Source organism: Tsukamurella strandjordii (genome assembly GCF_039525985.1).
In the GTDB taxonomy this organism is placed as follows: Bacteria; Actinomycetota; Actinomycetes; order Mycobacteriales; family Mycobacteriaceae; genus Tsukamurella; species Tsukamurella strandjordii.
Window position 1 is genome coordinate 902,020 of sequence record NZ_BAAAII010000002.1, and the last position, 17,203, is coordinate 919,222.

Here is a 17,203-nt window from a genome sequence, read left to right on the forward strand (position 1 = left end):
CGCGGCATCAAACTGCGTGCAGCCTACAACTATGTACTGCGATCGTCGATTCGGGCGAAGCGCCCGTTCACTCCGATGTCCGCACTATTCCGGCGCCGGTCAGGGCCACGAGCGCATCGAAATCGGTGCGGAAGATGGTGTCGTGCGTCCCGGCGGCGGCGTACAGATCGGGGTACTGGCGCAGCGATTCGTCGATCACGGTGACCAGGGGCGCCGGGTGTCCCACGGGCGAGACTCCGCCGATCACCTGACCGGTGGCGGCGGCCACGTCGTCGGGTTTGGCGCGCGCGATCCGTCCGTAGCCGAGCCGCCCGGCCAGGCCCGCGGTGTCCACCCGGTGCCGCCCGCTGGACAGGACCAGCAGGGGCGCACCGTCGACCAGGAAGACGAGGCTGTTGGCGATGGCGCCCACCTCGCAGCCGAGGGCGGCCGCCGCCTCGGCCGCGGTGGCGGCGCCGCCGGGGACGAACCGCACGGTGTCGGGGTGTCCGGCCGCGGCGAGCGCGGTGCGCACGGTCTCGGTGCGGCGACTGAAGGGAGTCGGGTCGGCCTCGGTCATGCCGACCAGTATGCCGCGGACCTGCGGTTACGCCGCCAGGAGGGAGGCGATGAGCTGCTGCGTGCGGGCGCCGCCCACGGGGCGCAGCACCACGGCGTCGGCCACCTCGGCGGCGTAGACGTCGTCGATCAGCGACTTCAGGCCCGACGGTGTGCCCACGTAGGTCACGCCGTCGGTGGCGGCGCCGAGGCTGGCGTAGCTGGCGCGGGCCTGGGCGGCCTGCTCGTCGATCACCACGTCCACCTCGAGCGCGACCGCGCCCGGCTCCCGTCCGGCGCGCTCGGCCTCGGCGCGCAGGTAGTGCCGCTCCTTCTGGGCGAGCCGCAGATCGGCGGCGCGCACGCGCGTCAGCTCCGTGGCGGCGGGCTCGCCGTCGACGGCGATCACCAGGGCGGGGCGGGAGACGGTCGCGGTCATCGTGTTCCTCCGGGTTCTCCAGGGTTACTTCGGTTGTGCGGTCAGGTCTTCGAGAGCGCGCACCAGGCGGTGCACATCGTTCTCGCCGGTGCCGAGGCCGAGGCTGGCGCGGACGGCACCGTCGTAGCATCCCAATCGGTTAACCACGGGATGCGCGCAGAACTTCCCGTCGCGCACGCCGATCCCGTAGCGGGACGAGAGGAACTCGGCCACCTCGCGCGGGGTTCGTCCGTCCACGGTGAAGGCCACGATGCCCACGCGGTCGGTGGAATCGGCCCAGATCCGCAGCGGGCGCACGCCGTCGATCCGGTTGAGCGAGCCCAGCAGCAGGTCGGTGAGGTAGTGCTCGTGTCGCGCGATCTCGGCCTCGCCGAGCTCGGCGATCGCCTCGCAGGCGGCGCCGATCGCGACCGCGCCCAGCACGTTCGGCGAGCCGGCCTCGTGCCGCGCGGGGCCGGTGTGCCAGGCCACCTCGACGGACTTCGCGACCGGAGTGCCGATCACCTCGTAGCTGGCGCCGCCGCCGCAGCGGTAGGGCTCGGCCTCGTCGAACCAGTCGGCCCGGCCCACGAGCACGCCCGAGCCGAAGGGGGCGTACAGCTTGTGTCCGGAGAAGGCGAGGTAGTCGATGCCGCTGTCCCGGAGCGAGATCCGACGGTGCGGCACCAGCTGGGCGCCGTCCACGGCGATCCGGGCGCCGTGCCGGTGGGCGAGGGCGGCGAGGCGGCGGATGGGCAGCACCTCACCGGTCACGTTGGAGGCACCGGTCACGCTGAGCAGCGCGGCCGGGCGGCGGGACAGTTCGGCCTCGACGGCCGCGAGCGTGCCCTCGATCGACAGCGGCGCGGAGACCACGCGGGCGCCGATCCGCTTCCAGGGCAGCAGGTTCGCGTGGTGCTCGCAGTCGAGCACCACCACCTCGCCGGGAACACAGGCGGCCAGCAGGTTGAGCGAGTCGGTGGTGTTGCCGGTGAAGATCACATGGTCGTCCGCGCGGGCGCCGATGAACTCGGCCACGATGTCGCGGGCGGCCTCGTAGCGGGCGGTGGAGCGCTGCGAGAGGTAGCCGGCGCCGCGGTGCACGCTGGCGTACTCGGCGAGCGCCCGCTGCACCGCCTCCTGCACCGGGAGCAGGGCCGGAGCACTGGCGGCGTAGTCGAAGTTGGCGTAGCGCACGGTGGCGCCGTCGGCGAGCGGGACGAACTCGTCGGCCCCTGTGACCTGGGCGATCGGCCCGAAGGCGAGCGGATCGGCGGCGCGCGCGGGGCGGCGGGTGGGGGCGAGGCAGGCGGTCCGGTCGAGGATCGTGGTCATCGTGAAACATCCTTCGTGTCAAGGACTCGTCGCCCGATGAGCCCGACACGTGCCGGGAAACGACGAATCCGCGCTTGCCGCGCTCGTTCGGCGCGGCCAGGTCGTCACCCGGAGCACCCCACCGCGGTGGAGGGTTGCCGACCAGCGAGCCGGGGCTTCGCGCTGGCACTCATGACCTGACGCAAGAATGCACTGCGCGCCCGGGCCTCGTCAAGGCTGGAATCACGGCGCGCGAAAACCTGCGTGAGGCATCTCACCTTTTCTGGAATCATTCCAATTAACCGCGTAGGGTCGGTTCCACCGGGTGAACAGCCCGTCGAGATCCATTCCCCACCAAGGAGGTAACGATGTCGAACCCCATCACCAGCACCCTGTCCCCCGAGGCCCAGAAGGTGGCAGGCGATGCCCTGCAGGGCTCCCTCGTCGACCTGATCGACCTCGGCCTGATCGCCAAGCAGGCCCACTGGAACGTGGTCGGCTCGCAGTTCCGGTCCGTGCATCTGCAGCTCGATGAGCTGGTCACCGATTCCCGGACCTTCGTCGACGAGGTGGCCGAGCGTGCCGCAGCGATCGGCGTGAGCCCCGACGGCCGCGCGGAGACCGTGGCCAAGACCGCCTCGACCGTCGGTTTCGAGGGCGGCTGGCAGCAGGACGGCACCGTGGTCGCGAAGATCGTGCAGAACCTGGCCGCCGTGGTGACCGCGCTGCGCGCACGGATCGAGGCCACCGAATCGGCCGATCCGGTCACCCAGGACCTGTTGATCTCCATCACCGCGCGTCTGGAGCAGCTGCACTGGATGTGGCAGGCCCAGCAGGCCTGACGGCGTAGATTCGGCACATGACGCAGTGGCATTACCTGATGGACATGGACGGCGTGCTGATCCATGAGGATCATCTGATCCCCGGAGCGGACGCCTTCCTCGCGGAGCTCACCGCGAATGACACCCCGTACATGGTGCTGACCAACAACTCGATCCGCACGCCGCGCGATCTGCGCGCCCGGCTGCTGGCGACGGGAGTGGACATCCCGGAGCGCAGGATCTGGACGTCGGCGCTGGCCACTGCCAAGTTCCTGCAGGAACAGCGGCCGGGCGGCAGCGCCTACGTGGTGGGCGAATCGGGCCTGACCACCGCGCTGCACGAGGTGGGCTACGTGCTCACCGAGAACGATCCCGACTACGTGGTGCTCGGGGAGACCCGCAACTACTCCTTCGAGGCGATCACCACCGCCATCCGGCTGATCGAGCGCGGGGCGCGGTTCATCGCCACGAACCCCGACCCGACGGGGCCGTCCAAGGAGGGCTCACTGCCCGCCACCGGCGCGGTGGCCGCGCTGATCCGCGAGGCCACCGGCCGGTCGCCGTACTACGTGGGCAAGCCGAACTCGCTGATGATGCGGTCGGCGCTGCGGGCGCTCGGGGCGCACTCCGAGGACACCCTGATGATCGGGGACCGGATGGACACCGACATCGTCTGCGGCCTGGAGGCCGGCTTGCACACGATCCTCGTGCTCACCGGGATCTCCACCCCCGAGTCGGTCCCGCTGTTCCCCTACCGTGCCACCCGCGTCATCGATTCCGTCGCGGATCTCGTGGGGAGCACGGAGAACCCGTTCCCGGCCTGACCGACGTCACTGTCCCTTCACGTTGACGATCTGCCGCAGTACCGCGCGCACCGTCACCAGGTCGGTGGCATCGGCCATCACCCGGTCGATCGGCTTGTACGCCTGCGGGATCTCGTCGATGAAGTCGGCGCTGTCGCGGAACTCGATGCCCACCATGGCCTCCCGCAACTGCTCGTGCGTGAACGCCTTACGCGCGGCCGACCGGGAGTACTCCCTGCCTGCGCCGTGCGGCGAGCTGTTCAACGACGGGGCGTATCCCTTGCCCTCGACGATGTACGACGCGGTGCCCATCGAGCCCGGGATGAGGCCGAGCTTGCCCTCGGTGGCCTCGATGGCACCCTTCCTCGATACCCACACCTCCTTGCCGAAGTGCTTCTCGCGCTTGGTGAAGTTGTGGTGGCAGTTGATCCGCTCGGCCTCGACCACGGGTGTGCCCACCCACTCGCCGAGCTGCCGGATCACCCGGTCCATCATCTCCTCACGGTTGAGCAGCGCGAAGTGCTGCGCCCACTTCAGTTCGGCGATGTACCTGCGGAACTCCGGCGTTCCCTCCACGAGGTAGGCCAGATCCGGGTCGGGCAGCTCGATCCACCACTGCTTGCAGAGGCGGGTCGCCACGGCGATGTGGTGCTGGGCGATCTTGTTGCCCACGCCACGCGATCCCGAGTGCAGGAAGGCCCAGACGGTGTCGTCCTCATCGAGGCTGATCTCGATGAAGTGATTACCTCCGCCCAGGGTGCCGAGCTGCAGCGCCCAGTTCCCCGCGTACGTGGCGGGATCGAACTCGGCGCGCTCGGCCAACGCCGTGAGCTCCGCGATGCGCGGCTCCGCGGTGGCTACGACCTTCTTGTTGTAGCGCCCCGGCGACAGCGGGATCGCCCGCTCGATCGCCTCACGGATCACTGAACGATCCTGGGGCAGATCGGTCTTCGTGAACTGGGTGCGGACCGCGATCATGCCGCAGCCGATGTCGACGCCGACCGCCGCGGGGATCACGGCGCCCAGGCTCGGGATCACCGATCCGACGGTGGCCCCCTTACCGAGGTGGGCATCCGGCATCAAGGCGACGTGCGGGTAGATGAACGGCAGCCTCGCCGTGGTGATGGCCTGCTCGCGGGTCTTCTCGTCCAGGATGGACGCCCACGAGACCAGGGACTTGTTGATCTTCTCCATGTCTTTCTCGTCTCGGTGTGGTTGGTCACCGGTCCGAGCGACCCTGCGTCTCACGCATGGCACCGGGCCGGCGGTGGAGCGACGGCCCGGGTTTGCCGCAGGTTATGCGGGCACGCCGAACCGGCGGCAGTAGCACTGACGCAGTTCGGGGAGATGACGCATAACCATACTGTGCACAGTAGCGAACCGAATGATGCCAGTCCACAGGATTTCTCAGCCGCGATCGGCGGCCCGAGACCCACGGTGTGCGACGAGCGCGCCGAAAGCTACGACACCCGCGATCACGGACATCAGGATGAAGGCGACGCGGTAGCTGGCCGCATCGTCGAGAATCGACGTCGTGGCAGCGACGAGGGCCGACAGCCCCAGTCCGCCGCCGACTTGTTTGGCGCAGTTCATTATTCCGGACGCGACTCCCTCAGTTCCGGCCGGAGCGCCCGCTACCGCCAGTTTCGTCAGCGGCAAGGTGAACAGCCCCGCACCGGCAGCGATGAAGACCGCGGGAACGAAGACCGCGCCGAGGTAGGTGTCTCCGGGCGCAAGGCGGCTCTGGAGAAGAAATCCGAAGGCCACCGAGGTGGCGCCGACCGCGATCAGCACGGGCGGGGGCAGGTGCCGCATCAGCACGGGCGTCGCCCGGAGACCGACTGCGAGTTGGATCAGCGTGTGCGGCACGAACCCCATGCCGGCCTGGAGCGCCGTGTACCCGAGAACACCCTGCATCTGCAGGCTGAGAAATAGCCACATCGGTACCAGCGCGGCGCCGGAGAGCAGCACCCCGGCGTTGCCCCAACGAAACTGGCGCGCCGCGAGGACGCTGCGCGGGAGCAGCGGGTGCGCCGATCGCCGATCACGCAGAAGGAACGCGCCGAGCAGCATCGCGCCCACTCCCGCGGCGACGCCGGCAGCCACGAGGTCCCGCTGACCCGCCGCGCTCACGGCGTAGGCGGTCGCGAGGAGGCCGCCGGTCGCGAGGGCAGCGGGCGCACCGTCGAGCCTGGGGCGCGAGCGCGCCGTTCTGGTGGGCAGCGCCCGCGACGCGAGAAGGAAGGCGACGATGCCCAGCGGCACGTTGACCAACAGGGTCGCGCGCCAACCGGCGAGCTCGGTGAGCAGTCCGCCACAGACATTGCCCGCGGTACCGCCCGCGACGCTCGTCGCGCTCCACCAGGCCATCGCGGTCGTCCGCTCCGCGTCGTCGACGAAGACGGACGTGATCGTCGCTAGAGCTGCAGGAGCGAGCACCGCCGCCGCCGATCCCTGGAGAGCACGGCCGGCGAGCAGAATCTCGGCGGAAGGGGCGGCGCCCGCCACGAGGCTCGCCGCCGCGAACGCCCCACTGCCCGCCAGGAATGCCGCCCGAACGCCCAGAACGTCGGACAGGCGGCCACCCACCAGCAGGAGCCCCGCGTACGGCAACAGATATGCGGTCACCACCCATTGCTGCCCCACCGCGGTCAGACCGAGTTCATCGCGCACCGTCGGCAGGGCGACGTTGACGACGGACACGTCCAGCGTGATCGATAGCTGCGCGAGGCAGGCTGCGACGAGGACCTGGCCGCGCATCACCACCCCTATCTGAGTCACGTGTATCAAGACAATGTGATACAAACGTATCAACAAGGAGGTGCCGATGCCACGCACCGTCGACCACGACGAGCGGCGCGCGCAATTGGCCGATGCTCTGGCCCGCGTCGCGGCGCGAGACGGCCTGCACGCCGTCTCGATGCGGGCGGTCGCCGCGGAGGCAGGGACGTCACTTCGGCTCGTGCAGTACTACTTTGAGAACAAGCGGCAGCTGTTGATCGGCGCGATGCGGCAGCTGGAGGAGCGCTCGAACGCCCGCTGGCAGGCGCGGCTGGCGAGGGCAACGGATCCGCGAGCAAGGTTGCGCGCCTTCATCGCCGAGGCGCTGCCCACCGATTCCGACAGCATCGACTTCTACCGGGTGAGTGCCGCCTTCGGCGAGATGGCGACGACCGACCCCGAGCTCGCGGCAGAGCCGCTCGCGGGTGGAATCGCGCGACTGCGGTCCGCCGTGCTCGAGGCCTTCCGGGCCGCCGATCTCGCACCGGACGCGGTCCCGGAACACGAAACCGACGCCCTCATCTCCCTCTGCAACGGTCTTAGCACCGCCGTCCTCATCGGCCACCACACCGCCGACGCGGCCATCGCCATCGCGGAGTATCACATCGACCGCGCGTTCGGTTGATCTCGGCGGTCACGAGCATCCCAGGGCCGCAGCCAGTTCGCGCGACGACAGAGGCCGGTCGGCATAGACCAGTCTGATGACCGTCGGGTCGGGATTGCCTGCGTCGGGAGCACGGTGGATGAGCGACAGCCCCACCTTCTCCGCCACCCGCGCGGAAGCGCGGTTGTGTTCGACAAGATACGCGACGATCGGCAGCGAATCGTCGTGCCGTCGCGCGGCATCGACCGCGGCGTGCGCAACTCTGGTGGCCAAGCCACGCCCGTGCATGCTCGCAGCGAGGCGGTACCCGAGGTTCCAGAACGCATCACGGCGACGATCGCATCCGCCGTATCCGATGATCGAATCCTGCGTGCGCACGACCCATGGCCCGAGGCCGTCCCTGTCCCACTGCGAGGTCCACCTGTCCACCAGCGCGCGAGTCTCGTCGATCGATGTGTGCCGAAGACTTGGATAATGCGTCCATAACCTCGGGTCCGAGACGATGGCGTGCAGGTCCGCCACATCGGCCTCCGTGGGGCGGCTCAGGCTCACGTCGTCCACGCTGTTCTTCCTACCACCCGTGGCATCAGGGAGCGCGCCGATCTACGACAGGCTCGCCCGGGTGGTCGCGGCTAGGGCTACGGCGAATGGTTCAATCTACTCTGAAATCATCTGGATAAGTCGACGTTTCAACTCGAAAACTTGTCAGTGGGTGGTCGTAGAGTTCGAGTATGGAAGCGGAAGACATCACCTCTGGCACACCGAGCGACGTGATCGCCGAGCTCGGCGAGTTGGAGCGGTTGCGCGCGCGGGTGGCATTCGATCAGTACCGATTGATCGCCACGCTGCTGCGGCAGCGGGTATGTGAGCGGATCGCCGCCGGGGTTCCCCAGGAACGCTGGGAGGCGGGAATCGCCTCCGAAGTAGCGCTGGCGTTGCATATCTCGCCGAATCGGGCCACCACTATGGTGTCGCGGGCGAAGGCACTGGAGAAGGATCTGCGCGAGACCTACGGCCGGCTGCGAGATGGAGCCGTCTCGCCGGAGGCGGTCGAGGTCATCGTAGCCGGAGTCTCCCATCTGGAGCCGCGGCTGAAAGCAGCGGCTGATGCCGAACTGTGCGGGGAGAGCTTCGCCGCATCCGGTCTGGGGCTCAAGCGACTACACGACACGGTGCGGCAGACTGCGTATCAGCTCGACGCGCGGGCCACGGTAGACCGCGTCGCGCTGGCTGCCAAAGATCGCCGCGTCACCATCCGGCCGGCACCGGATTGCATGGCGCGGGTATCGGTCCTGCTTCCGGTCGCGCAGGCCGTCGGGCTGTACGCGTCTCTGAAGACCGCTGCAGACAGTCTGTTCGGCGCCCCCGGGGAGCCGCGGAATCGGGCGCAGATCATGGCCGATACCGCGTTCGCCCGGATCACCGGCCGCGACAGCGCCGAGGGCCAGCCTGTCACCGTCAACCTCACGATGCCCGCAACCGTGCTCTTCGGCGATGCGAAGGGCACCGCACACCTCGCCGGCGGCGGCACGCTCCCCGCGGAGATCGCACGCCACCTGATCGGCGCAGCAACCGCGAACTCGATCGCGTGGGTCAAACGCCTCTACGTGCAGCCGGAGTCGGGTGCCGTGGTCGCGTTGGATTCCCGGTCCCGACTGTTCCCGGCCGGGCTCGCCGAGGTGATCGCCGCACGAGATCGATACTGCCGCACCCCGTACTGCGATGCTCCGATCGCACATACAGACCACATCGTCCCGCACGCCAAGGGCGGCGCCACGAGCCTGGACAACGGTCAGGGGCTCTGCGCGGCGTGCAACTACGCCAAGGAAGCCGGCGGTTGGTCCAGCCGCACCGTCGCCGATCCGACCGGGCGGCACACCGTCGAAACCCGCACCCCGACCGGGCATCTGCACCGATCCACCGCACCACCGAACGCGGCGTAGATCCTCGGGCATACGCTGGCGAGGTGACCCAGCTCCTCGAAGTGATCGCCCTCGACGCCGCGGATGCCGTGGCGACGCAGGAGGGTGGAGCCGACCGGGTGGAGCTGGTCTCAGACATGGCTGCCGACGGGCTCAGCCCCACACCCCGCACCGTCGCCGAAGTCCGCGCGGCCGTCGATATCCCGATCCGCGTGATGATCCGGCGAACCAACGGCTTCGCAGCGGGCGACGTCGATGACCTGCTCCGGCGCGCGGACACGCTGCGGGACGCGGGGGCCGAGGAGTTCGTGCTCGGCTTCCTCTCCCCCGATGGCGATCCGGACCTTCCGGCGATCGAGCGGATCGTGCACGAGCTCCACGGCGCGCCCTGGACCTTCCACCGCGCCATCGATCACTGCGCGGACCGCGCGGCGCTCCGCGCAGCCGTCGCTGAGCTGCCGGGACTCGACGGGTTCCTCACCGCGGGTGCCGCCGCCGGCGTCGATGACGGGATCGCCACGCTCGTCGCGGAAGCGCAAGGACCGCAACGAATCCTGGCCGGCGGCGGCCTGCGCCTCGATCACCTTCCGCGCCTGCGGGCGGCAGGAATCGACGCCTTTCACATCGGCAGCGGAGCACGCCCGAACGGCTGGGGCTCCCCCGCGTCGGCGACAGCGGTGCGACTGTGGCGGGACGCGATCGACGGCTGACGCGGCAGCTACGCCCCGCCACCAGACTCAGCCCAGCGCGCGATCCAGATCCGCGATCAGATCGTCCACGTTCTCCAGCCCCACGGACAGCCGCAGCATCGAATCGGTGAGGCCGATCTTCGCCCGGCCCTCCGGTCCCGTGGCCCGATGGGTCGTGGTGGCGGGGTGGGTGATCAGCGATTTCGCATCGCCGAAGTTGTTGGAGATGTCGATCACCTGCAACCGGTTGAGGAACTGGAAGGCCCTGTCCTTACCCACCAGATCGCCATCCGCGAGCTCCAGCGTGATCACCGTGCCACCGGCCTTCATCTGCCGCTTCGCCAATTCGTACTGCGGATGCGAGGGCAGGAACGGGTAGATCACCTTCGACACGCGCGGATCGGCGTCGAGGAACTCGGCCACCTTCTGCGCGTTGCCGCTGATCCGCTCGGCCCGCAGGTCCAGCGTCTCCAACGCCTTCACCAGCACCCAGGCGTTGAACGGCGCCATGGCCGGACCGGTGTGCCGCATGAGCTGCTTGACCGGACCGTCGATGTAGTCGAAGGTGCCGAGGATCGCACCGCCCATCACGCGGCCCTGCCCGTCCATCGACTTGGTGGACGAGTGCACGATCACGTCCGCGCCCAGACCGAAGCAGTCCTGGTACCCGACGGGGGTGAATCCGGCGTCGAGCACCACCTGGGCGCCCGCGGCGTGCGCGAGGTCGGAGACGGCGCGCACATCGACCAGGCCCTGCATCGGGTTCGCCGGGGTCTCGAAGAAGACCGCCTGCGCCGGCTTGGAGAGCGCGGCCTCCCACTGCGCGAGGTCCTCCCCGTCCACGAACTCGGTCTCGATCCCCCAGCGCGGCAGGATCTCGTTGCACACCACGTAGCAGGAACCGAACAGCGAGCGGGCGGCCACCAGCCGGTCACCCGCCTGCAGCAGCGCGCCGAGTGCGGTGAACACCGCCGACATGCCGGACGCGGTGGCGAAGCACGCCTCAGCGCCTTCGAGCAGGCGCAGCCGCTCCTGGAACATCGCCACCGTCGGGTTGCCATAGCGGGAGTACACGAACCGGTCGATGTCGCCGTTGAACGCGGCCTCCGCGGCCTCGGCGCTCTCGTACGTGTAGCCCGAGTTCAGGTACAGCGCCTCGGAGGTCTCCTCGTAGTTGCTGCGCAGCAACCCGCCGCGCACGCCGAGAGTCTCGGACCGGACACCGTCGGGGAGGTGGTTGAACTCCATGACCGAAGTCTAGAACTGCCGCCAGGGAAGGCCCTCGGCCCGCCAGCCCACGGCCCCGCGATGACCCTGCGCGTCCAGCCCGCCCTCGAAGCCGTCGAGCACGTTGAAGGCGTTGTGCACACCGGCCGCGGAGGCGGCCTCGGCGGCACCGATGGAGCGGTGGCCGGACCGGCACAGGAAGGCGACCGGCGCATCGTCGGTCACGCCTTTACGACGGAGCTCGTCGACGAAGGTGGGGTTGAGCGCCCCATCCGGGTAGGTCTGCCATTCGACCAGCACGACGGCGCGCCGCAGCTCAGTGAGATCGGGGATGCCGACGTAGTTCCACTCGGCCTCGGTGCGGCAGTCGACGAGAACGGCGTTCGGGTCGTCCTGCAGCAGTTTCCAGGCCTGGCCCGGCGTGATGTCTCCCGCGTAGCTCACGAGCACTTCTTCCACTTGTCGTCCTCGCGGACGAACTTCGCCTGCTCGGTCTTCTCCGGAATCTTGCTGTACTTGATCACCAGATCGGCCGTGGCGTTATCGCCGTTGACCTGCACGTTCTTGATCCCGTTCTCGTCCAGGACGGCGTCGCCCTCACGCTCGACAGCGGCCTTACGGGCGTCGGCGAAGCCGGCCTCCTGCGGGAAATCGGCCGCGGCTCGATCCTTGGCGCAGGTGTTGGCGACGAGGTCGGCGTAGCGGCCGTGGTTGAGGGCGCCGTAGTACTGCCCGACGGTCTGGGCGATCTGCCCGGAATCGGGGACCCGCTGCTCGGAGGGGCGGACGATGTTCCAGCTCAGGATGCCACCGATGGCGATCACCGCGATGATCAGCGCGATCAGAAAGGGTTTGGCGGTGGTGCCCCGCTCATCGGCCTGGTCGGGGGTGTCCTTGTCTGCGGTCACGGAAGCCTCTACCCTCTGCTACTAGAACACGTTCCAGTGGCCCGACCGGGGTGGGATGTGCCACCCGAACTAGGAACGGCCTATTAGTCCGCACTAACCTAGTGGGGACAGGACCACTGGTTTGCAGACAAAGGTAGCCGACTCTCTATGACCGAACAGAACCGCCCGCTGCGGGTAGCGATCGTGGGTGCTGGCCCCGCCGGCATCTACGCGGCCGACGCACTCATGAAGTCCGACGAGGCCAAGGACCCCGGCGTCAGCATCGACCTCTTCGAGAAGATGCCCGCCCCGTTCGGCCTGATCCGCTACGGCGTCGCCCCCGATCACCCGCGCATCAAGGGCATCATCACCGCCCTGCACAAGGTGCTCGACAAGCCGCAGGTGCGCCTGCTCGGCAACCTCGACTTCGGCAAGGACTTCTCCCTCGCCGAGGTGCGCAAGCACTACGACGCGGTGATCTTCTCCACCGGCGCCGTGGCCGACCGCAACCTCGACATCCCCGGCATCGACCTGGACGGCAGCTACGGCGCCGCCGAGTTCGTGGCCTGGTACGACGGCCACCCGGACTTCGCGCGTGAGTGGCCGCTGGAGGCCGAGAAGGTCGCCGTCCTCGGCGTCGGCAACGTGGGCCTCGACGTGGCCCGCGTGCTGGCCAAGACGGCCGACGAGCTGCTGCCGACCGAGATCCCGCCGAACGTCTACGAGGGCCTCAAGGTCAACAAGGCCAAGGAGGTGCACGTCTTCGGTCGCCGCGGTCCGGCGCAGGTGAAGTTCACCCCGCTCGAGCTCAAGGAGCTCGATCACTCGCAGACCATCGAGGTGGTCGTGAGCCCTGAGGACATCGAGTACGACGAGGGCTCGGCGAAGGCCCGCCGCGAGTCGAAGATCACCGATCAGGTGGCCGTGATCCTCGAGAACTACGCGATCCGCGAGCCCAACAACCGCCCGCACAAGCTGTTCATCCACCTCTTCGAGTCGCCGGTCGAGATCCTCGGCGAGGACGGCAAGGTCACCGGCCTGCGCACCGAGCGCACCGAGCTGGACGGCACGGGCAACGTCAAGGGCACCGGCAAGTTCACCGACTGGGAGCTGGGCGCCGTGTACCGCGCGGTGGGTTACCTCTCGAACGACCTGCCGGAGATTCCCTTCGACGATCAGGCCGGCGTGATCCCGAACGAGGCCGGCCGCGTCATCGACGCAGGTCAGCACATTCCCGGCGTGTACACCACCGGCTGGATCAAGCGCGGTCCCGTGGGCCTGATCGGCCACACCAAGGGCGACGCCAACGAGACCATCGCCTGCCTGCTGGAGGACTTCCACGCCGGCAAGCTGAACCAGCCCGCCGACCCCTCGCTGGAGGGCGTCACCGACTGGCTCGACGAGCACGAGACGCCGTACACCACCTGGGACGGCTGGTACCGCCTCGATGAGCACGAGCGCAGCCTGGGCGAGGCCGAGGGCCGCGAGCGCGTGAAGGTCGTCGAGCGCGACGACATGCTCGCCGCTTCGGAGCCGAGCAAGGTCCAGCCGAGCTAGTCTCCGACCTCACGACGACGGTGCCGCCGTCCCGATCATTCGGGGCGGCGGCACTTTTCGCTCACGATGATTCTAATTCAGATCCTCTGGCTCACTGCCACGTGAAACCGAGGGGTCCGTGCGTGCACGTGAGGAGGCCGCCGACTCCGACCTTCTGCGCGCCCACGACGGTGCACTTCTGCCCCTCGCGGGGAACACCGCTCGCCCTCGGCTCCCACTTGCCCGCGGCGCTGCACCGCAGGCGCGGCGCGGTCTCGCCGAAGGAGCAGGACTTGCCCTCGCGCGGCGGCGAGTAGTCGGGCTTCCACTGCCCGGATCGGCACTCGTAGCCGGGCTTGGTCTCGAACATGCGGCATTCATCGGTGCCGTACGGGCTGCGCACCGGATCGGCCGAGGCCGCGACCGGGCTCATCGCCAGCGCGGCCAGCGCCGCTCCCACCAGTCCGGACATGCGCAGAGTTCGCGATGCCATGGGTCCCCTCCCCTTGTTTCGAATGTCACAACAATAAGGGATGTCGCCGGGCCCCGGAGCCGTCTCCCACCGACGAAAGAACACCGGCGCGGGCCGCGATGTCGCGGTCCGCGCCGGTGTCGTCGTTCGGCGTCGAGGAGCCCGATCAGAAGGCGCCGACGGGCACCGTTGCGTCGACGGTGATCACCTCGCGCACCTCCGGCGAGGAGACGAGCTGAGGCGCGGGGGCTCCGGCGGTCACCAGACGGAGGCCACCGCCCTGGGCCAGGGCGTCGCGAAGGCTCCAGTAGAAGGTCATCCGGGGAACGTCGCGCGGGGCTTCCTTCGCGGTACCGCCGCTGACGAGCCCGAGCGCGGCACCGTCGGACAGGCGCACCAGCGGGCCGCCACTGTCGCCGGGCGCACCGTCGATATCGGTGCGGATCTGCGTGGGCGACACGCCCTTCACCACGCCGCAGCGCCAGCCCGAGGTCACGCCCTGCTGGCACACGCGATCACCCACGCGGGCATCGCCGACGCGCGTCGGCCGCACCGGACCGCGATTGGCGGTGCTCTTGGTCTGCGGAGCGAGGTCGATGACCGCCCAGTCGGGAGCACCGAGATCCTCGGGGAGGACGTATCCCTCGGGGTTCTTCCGTGCCGGCGGGTTCGACGACTGCGCGACGGTGCCGACTCGCACCAGGGCATCGGGGCGGCCCGGAACCGGCGCACCGACCGCCTGGCCCCGCTTACCGCAGTGCCCCGCGGTCAACCCCACGCGGCGCCCGTCCGGGCGCTCGGCGATGAAACCCAGGGTGCACGTCGACGCGAGTACCCGGCCGTCCGCGCTGCGCTCCTGCACGACGCCGATCTCCGATCCCGGCCCCACCACCGGTGCCGCGACCCGCACCGGGCCGGGAGCGGGTGCCGCCATCGCCGACGGCGCCGCAACACCGCCGACCATCGCTGCCACTGCCACCGACGTGGCGATTACGCGCCCAACCCGAACCATTCCGACCCCATCCTCCAAATTGTTAATTGCCAGCAACAAACCTAGGTGGCGACCTCCGTCCGCGACAAGTCGCGACGCCCCATTGTGACGTTACCGTCACTATTTGCATGAGCATTCGGCCCGATAGTCGCAGGCGGGGTGGCAAAAGTCCCACACCGGCCACAGCGGGCACGCAACCTCTCCGAACCGGAGTAGTTAGGGTAGGCTCAGCTGCATGGGTAGAGGGGTGACCGGCCTGATCCTCAAAGCGATGCGGGCCGACGACTACGTGTTCACCGTGATCTCGACCGAGAAGGTCAACGAGCACTATCGGCGGATCCGTTTCGACGGCGGCGATTTCCTGACCGAGAACCCGTGGTTCCCCACCATGTGGGTGCGCCTCTGGATCCCGAAGAGCGGCGAGGCCACCACCGACGAGGACGACGGCACCCTCGTTCAGCGCGGCTACACGATCATCGATCCGCAGGGCAGCGAGTTCACGATCGAGTTCGCGATCCACGACGGTCCCGCCCCGCGCTGGGCCGGTGACGCGGCGCCCGGCGACCGGATCGCCGCCACCATGATGGGGGCCGATCTGACGGTGCCGGAATCGCCGGCCCCGTCGGAGTTCGTGCTGGTGGGAGACGCCGCCTCGATACCGGCGATCAACTCGCTGCTCAGCACCGCGAAGGCGCCGTGCCGGGTGTTCCTCGAATACCAACACGACGCCGAGCGCGAACTGCCGGTGCACACGGAGAACGTGACCTGGGTGCCGCGCGAGAGCCGCGGCGCCACCCTCGTCTCCACCGTCACGAAGGCATCGATCGCTGCGGACGCGTTCCTGTTCGTCGCGGCGGAGACCAAGGCGACCCGGGAGATCACCAAGGCCGCCAAGAAGGACTTCGGCCTCCCCAAGGAGCGGATCAAGTCGCAGGCCTACTGGTTGCAGCGGGGCTGACCGAAACCGGTTGACACCGAACCCCACCCCGTCGTTACCCTGACGGGCATGGGAGCCTCAGCAGCAGTTGTGAATCGCGGCCGCGCCTAGCGCGGTGAAGCGTCCACACCGAATTCACTTCACCGCCTCAGCATTTCCGCTGGGCGGCGATCTGCGCTGCCCGGGTCACATCGAACCCGGAGATTCTCCATGCCCACCCATCGTGGCGGCCGGCACGAGCACGGCCAGAACTTCCTCACCGATCGCCCCACCATCGCGGGCGTCGTCGACCTCGTCGCCGGGACCGACGGACCGATCCTCGAGATCGGCCCCGGCGCCGGCGCCCTGACGCTTCCCCTGGCCCGGCTGGGCCGCCCGCTCACCGCGGTCGAGATCGACGAGCGACACGTGCGGTCGCTCCAGCCAAAAGTCCCCGACGCCACAGTGGTTCACGGTGACTTCCTGCGATACCGCATCCCCGATCACCCCCTCACGGTGGTCGGCAACCTCCCCTTCCACCTGACCACGGCGATCCTGCGCACACTGCTGCACGCACCGCACTGGACCGATGCCGTACTCATCACCCAGTGGGAGGTCGCGCGCCGGCGCGCCGGAGTCGGTGGCACCACACTGATGACCGCGCAGTGGTCACCGTGGTACGAATTCCGGTTGATCCGAAGGATTCCCGCATCGTCGTTCACTCCCCGCCCCAGCGTGGACGCGGGCCTCCTCACGATCACGCGACGACCCTCGCCCCTGCTGCCCTGGCGGGATCGCAGTGCCTACGCCGGTTTCGCGCACGCCGTCTTCACCGGCCGGGGCCACGGCCTCGCAGCCGTGCTCGGCGGGGTGGCTCGGCACCGTCGTACCGAGGCTCGGCGCTGGGTGGCCGCCCAGAAGTTCCGCGGCACACCGCTTCCCCGCGATCTCGACGCCGACCAATGGGTCGACGCCTTCACGAGATTCGGCTGAGGCCTAGCCGTCCTGCGGTCGCTGCGGGGCGAGCCCCATCGACGTGGGCGGATTGTGGTCGTACTCCTCCGTACCGGGATCGGTGTTCGGCGCCTCGGCGGCGGACGGCCGGGTCACCGGCTGGCGACGCGCGGGCTGGATCGGCCGGGGCTGAGCCGGACGGCGGTTCGCGACGGGGTGCATCGCCGTCGGGCCGGGGGCGTCACCGGGCGTTCCACCGGCCGGCGGCGCCACGCGGCCGGCGCCCGGCGGCACCACGGGCGATGCGGCCGTCGGCGGAGCAGGCGGCACC

At 69.1% G+C, this 17,203-nt stretch carries 19 protein-coding genes, 1 pseudogene and 1 riboswitch; of the genes and pseudogenes, 8 read left to right on the forward strand and 12 right to left on the reverse strand.

The window, feature by feature from the left end; translation table 11 throughout:
• Positions 1–67: 67 nt before the first annotated feature.
• From ABD108_RS05250 to ABD108_RS05260, 3 genes are read right to left on the reverse strand one after another with little or no spacing between them, the layout of a single operon-like run.
• A complete protein-coding gene (locus tag ABD108_RS05250; RefSeq protein WP_343929666.1) occupies positions 68–559 on the reverse strand; it encodes a YbaK/EbsC family protein in 492 nt (163 codons plus the stop codon).
• A gap of 27 nt (positions 560–586) precedes the next feature.
• A complete protein-coding gene (locus tag ABD108_RS05255) occupies positions 587–976 on the reverse strand; it encodes a hypothetical protein (protein ID WP_220656710.1) in 390 nt (129 codons plus the stop codon).
• Between the two features lie 24 nt (positions 977–1,000).
• Positions 1,001–2,290, reverse strand: a complete 1,290-nt coding sequence (locus ABD108_RS05260) for an aminotransferase class V-fold PLP-dependent enzyme (protein WP_220656711.1) — start codon at positions 2,288–2,290, stop codon at positions 1,001–1,003.
• A gap of 65 nt (positions 2,291–2,355) precedes the next feature.
• Positions 2,356–2,467: riboswitch (SAM riboswitch) on the reverse strand.
• Between the two features lie 170 nt (positions 2,468–2,637).
• Between ABD108_RS05260 and ABD108_RS05265 the strand changes: the two genes are divergently transcribed.
• Entirely contained in the window at positions 2,638–3,111 is a 474-nt protein-coding gene (locus tag ABD108_RS05265; RefSeq protein ID WP_220656712.1) for a Dps family protein, read from the forward strand.
• Between the two features lie 17 nt (positions 3,112–3,128).
• A complete protein-coding gene (locus ABD108_RS05270; RefSeq protein ID WP_220656713.1) occupies positions 3,129–3,914 on the forward strand; it encodes an HAD-IIA family hydrolase in 786 nt (261 codons plus the stop codon).
• Positions 3,915–3,920: 6 nt separating this feature from the next.
• Here the strand turns inward: ABD108_RS05270 and ABD108_RS05275 are convergent, their stop codons facing one another.
• Together ABD108_RS05275 and ABD108_RS05280 are read right to left on the reverse strand one after the other, a co-directional pair.
• A complete protein-coding gene (locus ABD108_RS05275) occupies positions 3,921–5,087 on the reverse strand; it encodes an RtcB family protein (RefSeq protein WP_343929668.1) in 1,167 nt (388 codons plus the stop codon).
• Between the two features lie 213 nt (positions 5,088–5,300).
• The gene (locus tag ABD108_RS05280; RefSeq protein ID WP_343929670.1) at positions 5,301–6,653 is read right to left on the reverse strand and encodes an MFS transporter; all 1,353 of its coding nucleotides are present in this window, start codon (positions 6,651–6,653) and stop codon (positions 5,301–5,303) included.
• A 67-nt stretch (positions 6,654–6,720) separates the two neighbouring features.
• Here ABD108_RS05280 and ABD108_RS05285 point away from each other — a divergent pair, with 67 nt between their 5' ends.
• Positions 6,721–7,299 (forward strand): TetR/AcrR family transcriptional regulator, encoded by a 579-nt coding sequence (locus ABD108_RS05285; RefSeq protein WP_220656716.1) that lies wholly within the window; start codon positions 6,721–6,723, stop codon positions 7,297–7,299.
• 9 nt (positions 7,300–7,308) lie between these two features.
• On the opposite strand, the gene ABD108_RS05290 is transcribed toward ABD108_RS05285, so the two are convergent.
• The gene (locus ABD108_RS05290; RefSeq protein WP_343929672.1) at positions 7,309–7,839 is read right to left on the reverse strand and encodes a GNAT family N-acetyltransferase; all 531 of its coding nucleotides are present in this window, start codon (positions 7,837–7,839) and stop codon (positions 7,309–7,311) included.
• A gap of 170 nt (positions 7,840–8,009) precedes the next feature.
• Between ABD108_RS05290 and ABD108_RS05295 the strand changes: the two genes are divergently transcribed.
• Positions 8,010–9,221 (forward strand): HNH endonuclease, encoded by a 1,212-nt coding sequence (locus ABD108_RS05295; RefSeq protein WP_343929674.1) that lies wholly within the window; start codon positions 8,010–8,012, stop codon positions 9,219–9,221.
• Between the two features lie 23 nt (positions 9,222–9,244).
• Positions 9,245–9,910: a copper homeostasis protein CutC gene (locus ABD108_RS05300; protein WP_343929675.1), complete on the forward strand. Its 666-nt coding sequence runs from the start codon at positions 9,245–9,247 to the stop codon at positions 9,908–9,910.
• 27 nt (positions 9,911–9,937) lie between these two features.
• Here ABD108_RS05300 and ABD108_RS05305 read toward each other — a convergent pair whose 3' ends face one another.
• The 3 genes from ABD108_RS05305 to ABD108_RS05315 are packed head-to-tail and all read right to left on the reverse strand — an operon-like array spanning position 9,938 to position 12,024.
• On the reverse strand, positions 9,938–11,137 hold the full coding sequence (locus ABD108_RS05305) for an O-succinylhomoserine sulfhydrylase (RefSeq protein ID WP_305110236.1): 1,200 nt from the start codon (positions 11,135–11,137) through the stop codon (positions 9,938–9,940).
• Positions 11,138–11,146: 9 nt separating this feature from the next.
• A complete protein-coding gene (locus ABD108_RS05310; protein ID WP_343929677.1) occupies positions 11,147–11,560 on the reverse strand; it encodes a rhodanese-like domain-containing protein in 414 nt (137 codons plus the stop codon).
• Entirely contained in the window at positions 11,557–12,024 is a 468-nt protein-coding gene (locus ABD108_RS05315) for an Rv0361 family membrane protein (RefSeq protein WP_220656721.1), read from the reverse strand. Before ABD108_RS05315 ends, ABD108_RS05310 begins: the two co-directional genes overlap by 4 nt.
• A gap of 147 nt (positions 12,025–12,171) precedes the next feature.
• Here ABD108_RS05315 and ABD108_RS05320 point away from each other — a divergent pair, with 147 nt between their 5' ends.
• Positions 12,172–13,560, forward strand: a complete 1,389-nt coding sequence (locus ABD108_RS05320; protein ID WP_220656722.1) for an FAD-dependent oxidoreductase — start codon at positions 12,172–12,174, stop codon at positions 13,558–13,560.
• Positions 13,561–13,651: 91 nt separating this feature from the next.
• Here the strand turns inward: ABD108_RS05320 and ABD108_RS05325 are convergent, their stop codons facing one another.
• Both ABD108_RS05325 and ABD108_RS05330 read right to left on the reverse strand, forming a co-directional pair.
• Entirely contained in the window at positions 13,652–14,032 is a 381-nt protein-coding gene (locus ABD108_RS05325) for a hypothetical protein (RefSeq protein ID WP_343929679.1), read from the reverse strand.
• Positions 14,033–14,177: 145 nt separating this feature from the next.
• Positions 14,178–14,975: a S1 family peptidase gene (locus ABD108_RS05330; RefSeq protein ID WP_343929710.1), complete on the reverse strand. Its 798-nt coding sequence runs from the start codon at positions 14,973–14,975 to the stop codon at positions 14,178–14,180.
• A 262-nt stretch (positions 14,976–15,237) separates the two neighbouring features.
• Between ABD108_RS05330 and ABD108_RS05335 the strand changes: the two genes are divergently transcribed.
• The gene (locus tag ABD108_RS05335) at positions 15,238–15,960 is read left to right on the forward strand and encodes a siderophore-interacting protein (RefSeq protein ID WP_343929681.1); all 723 of its coding nucleotides are present in this window, start codon (positions 15,238–15,240) and stop codon (positions 15,958–15,960) included.
• A 189-nt stretch (positions 15,961–16,149) separates the two neighbouring features.
• Positions 16,150–16,911: a 23S ribosomal RNA methyltransferase Erm gene (gene erm, locus ABD108_RS05340; protein ID WP_305110240.1), complete on the forward strand. Its 762-nt coding sequence runs from the start codon at positions 16,150–16,152 to the stop codon at positions 16,909–16,911.
• A gap of 3 nt (positions 16,912–16,914) precedes the next feature.
• Here the strand turns inward: erm and ABD108_RS05345 are convergent.
• Positions 16,915–17,203 (reverse strand): annotated as a pseudogene (locus tag ABD108_RS05345) (formate-dependent phosphoribosylglycinamide formyltransferase); the annotation flags it as partial.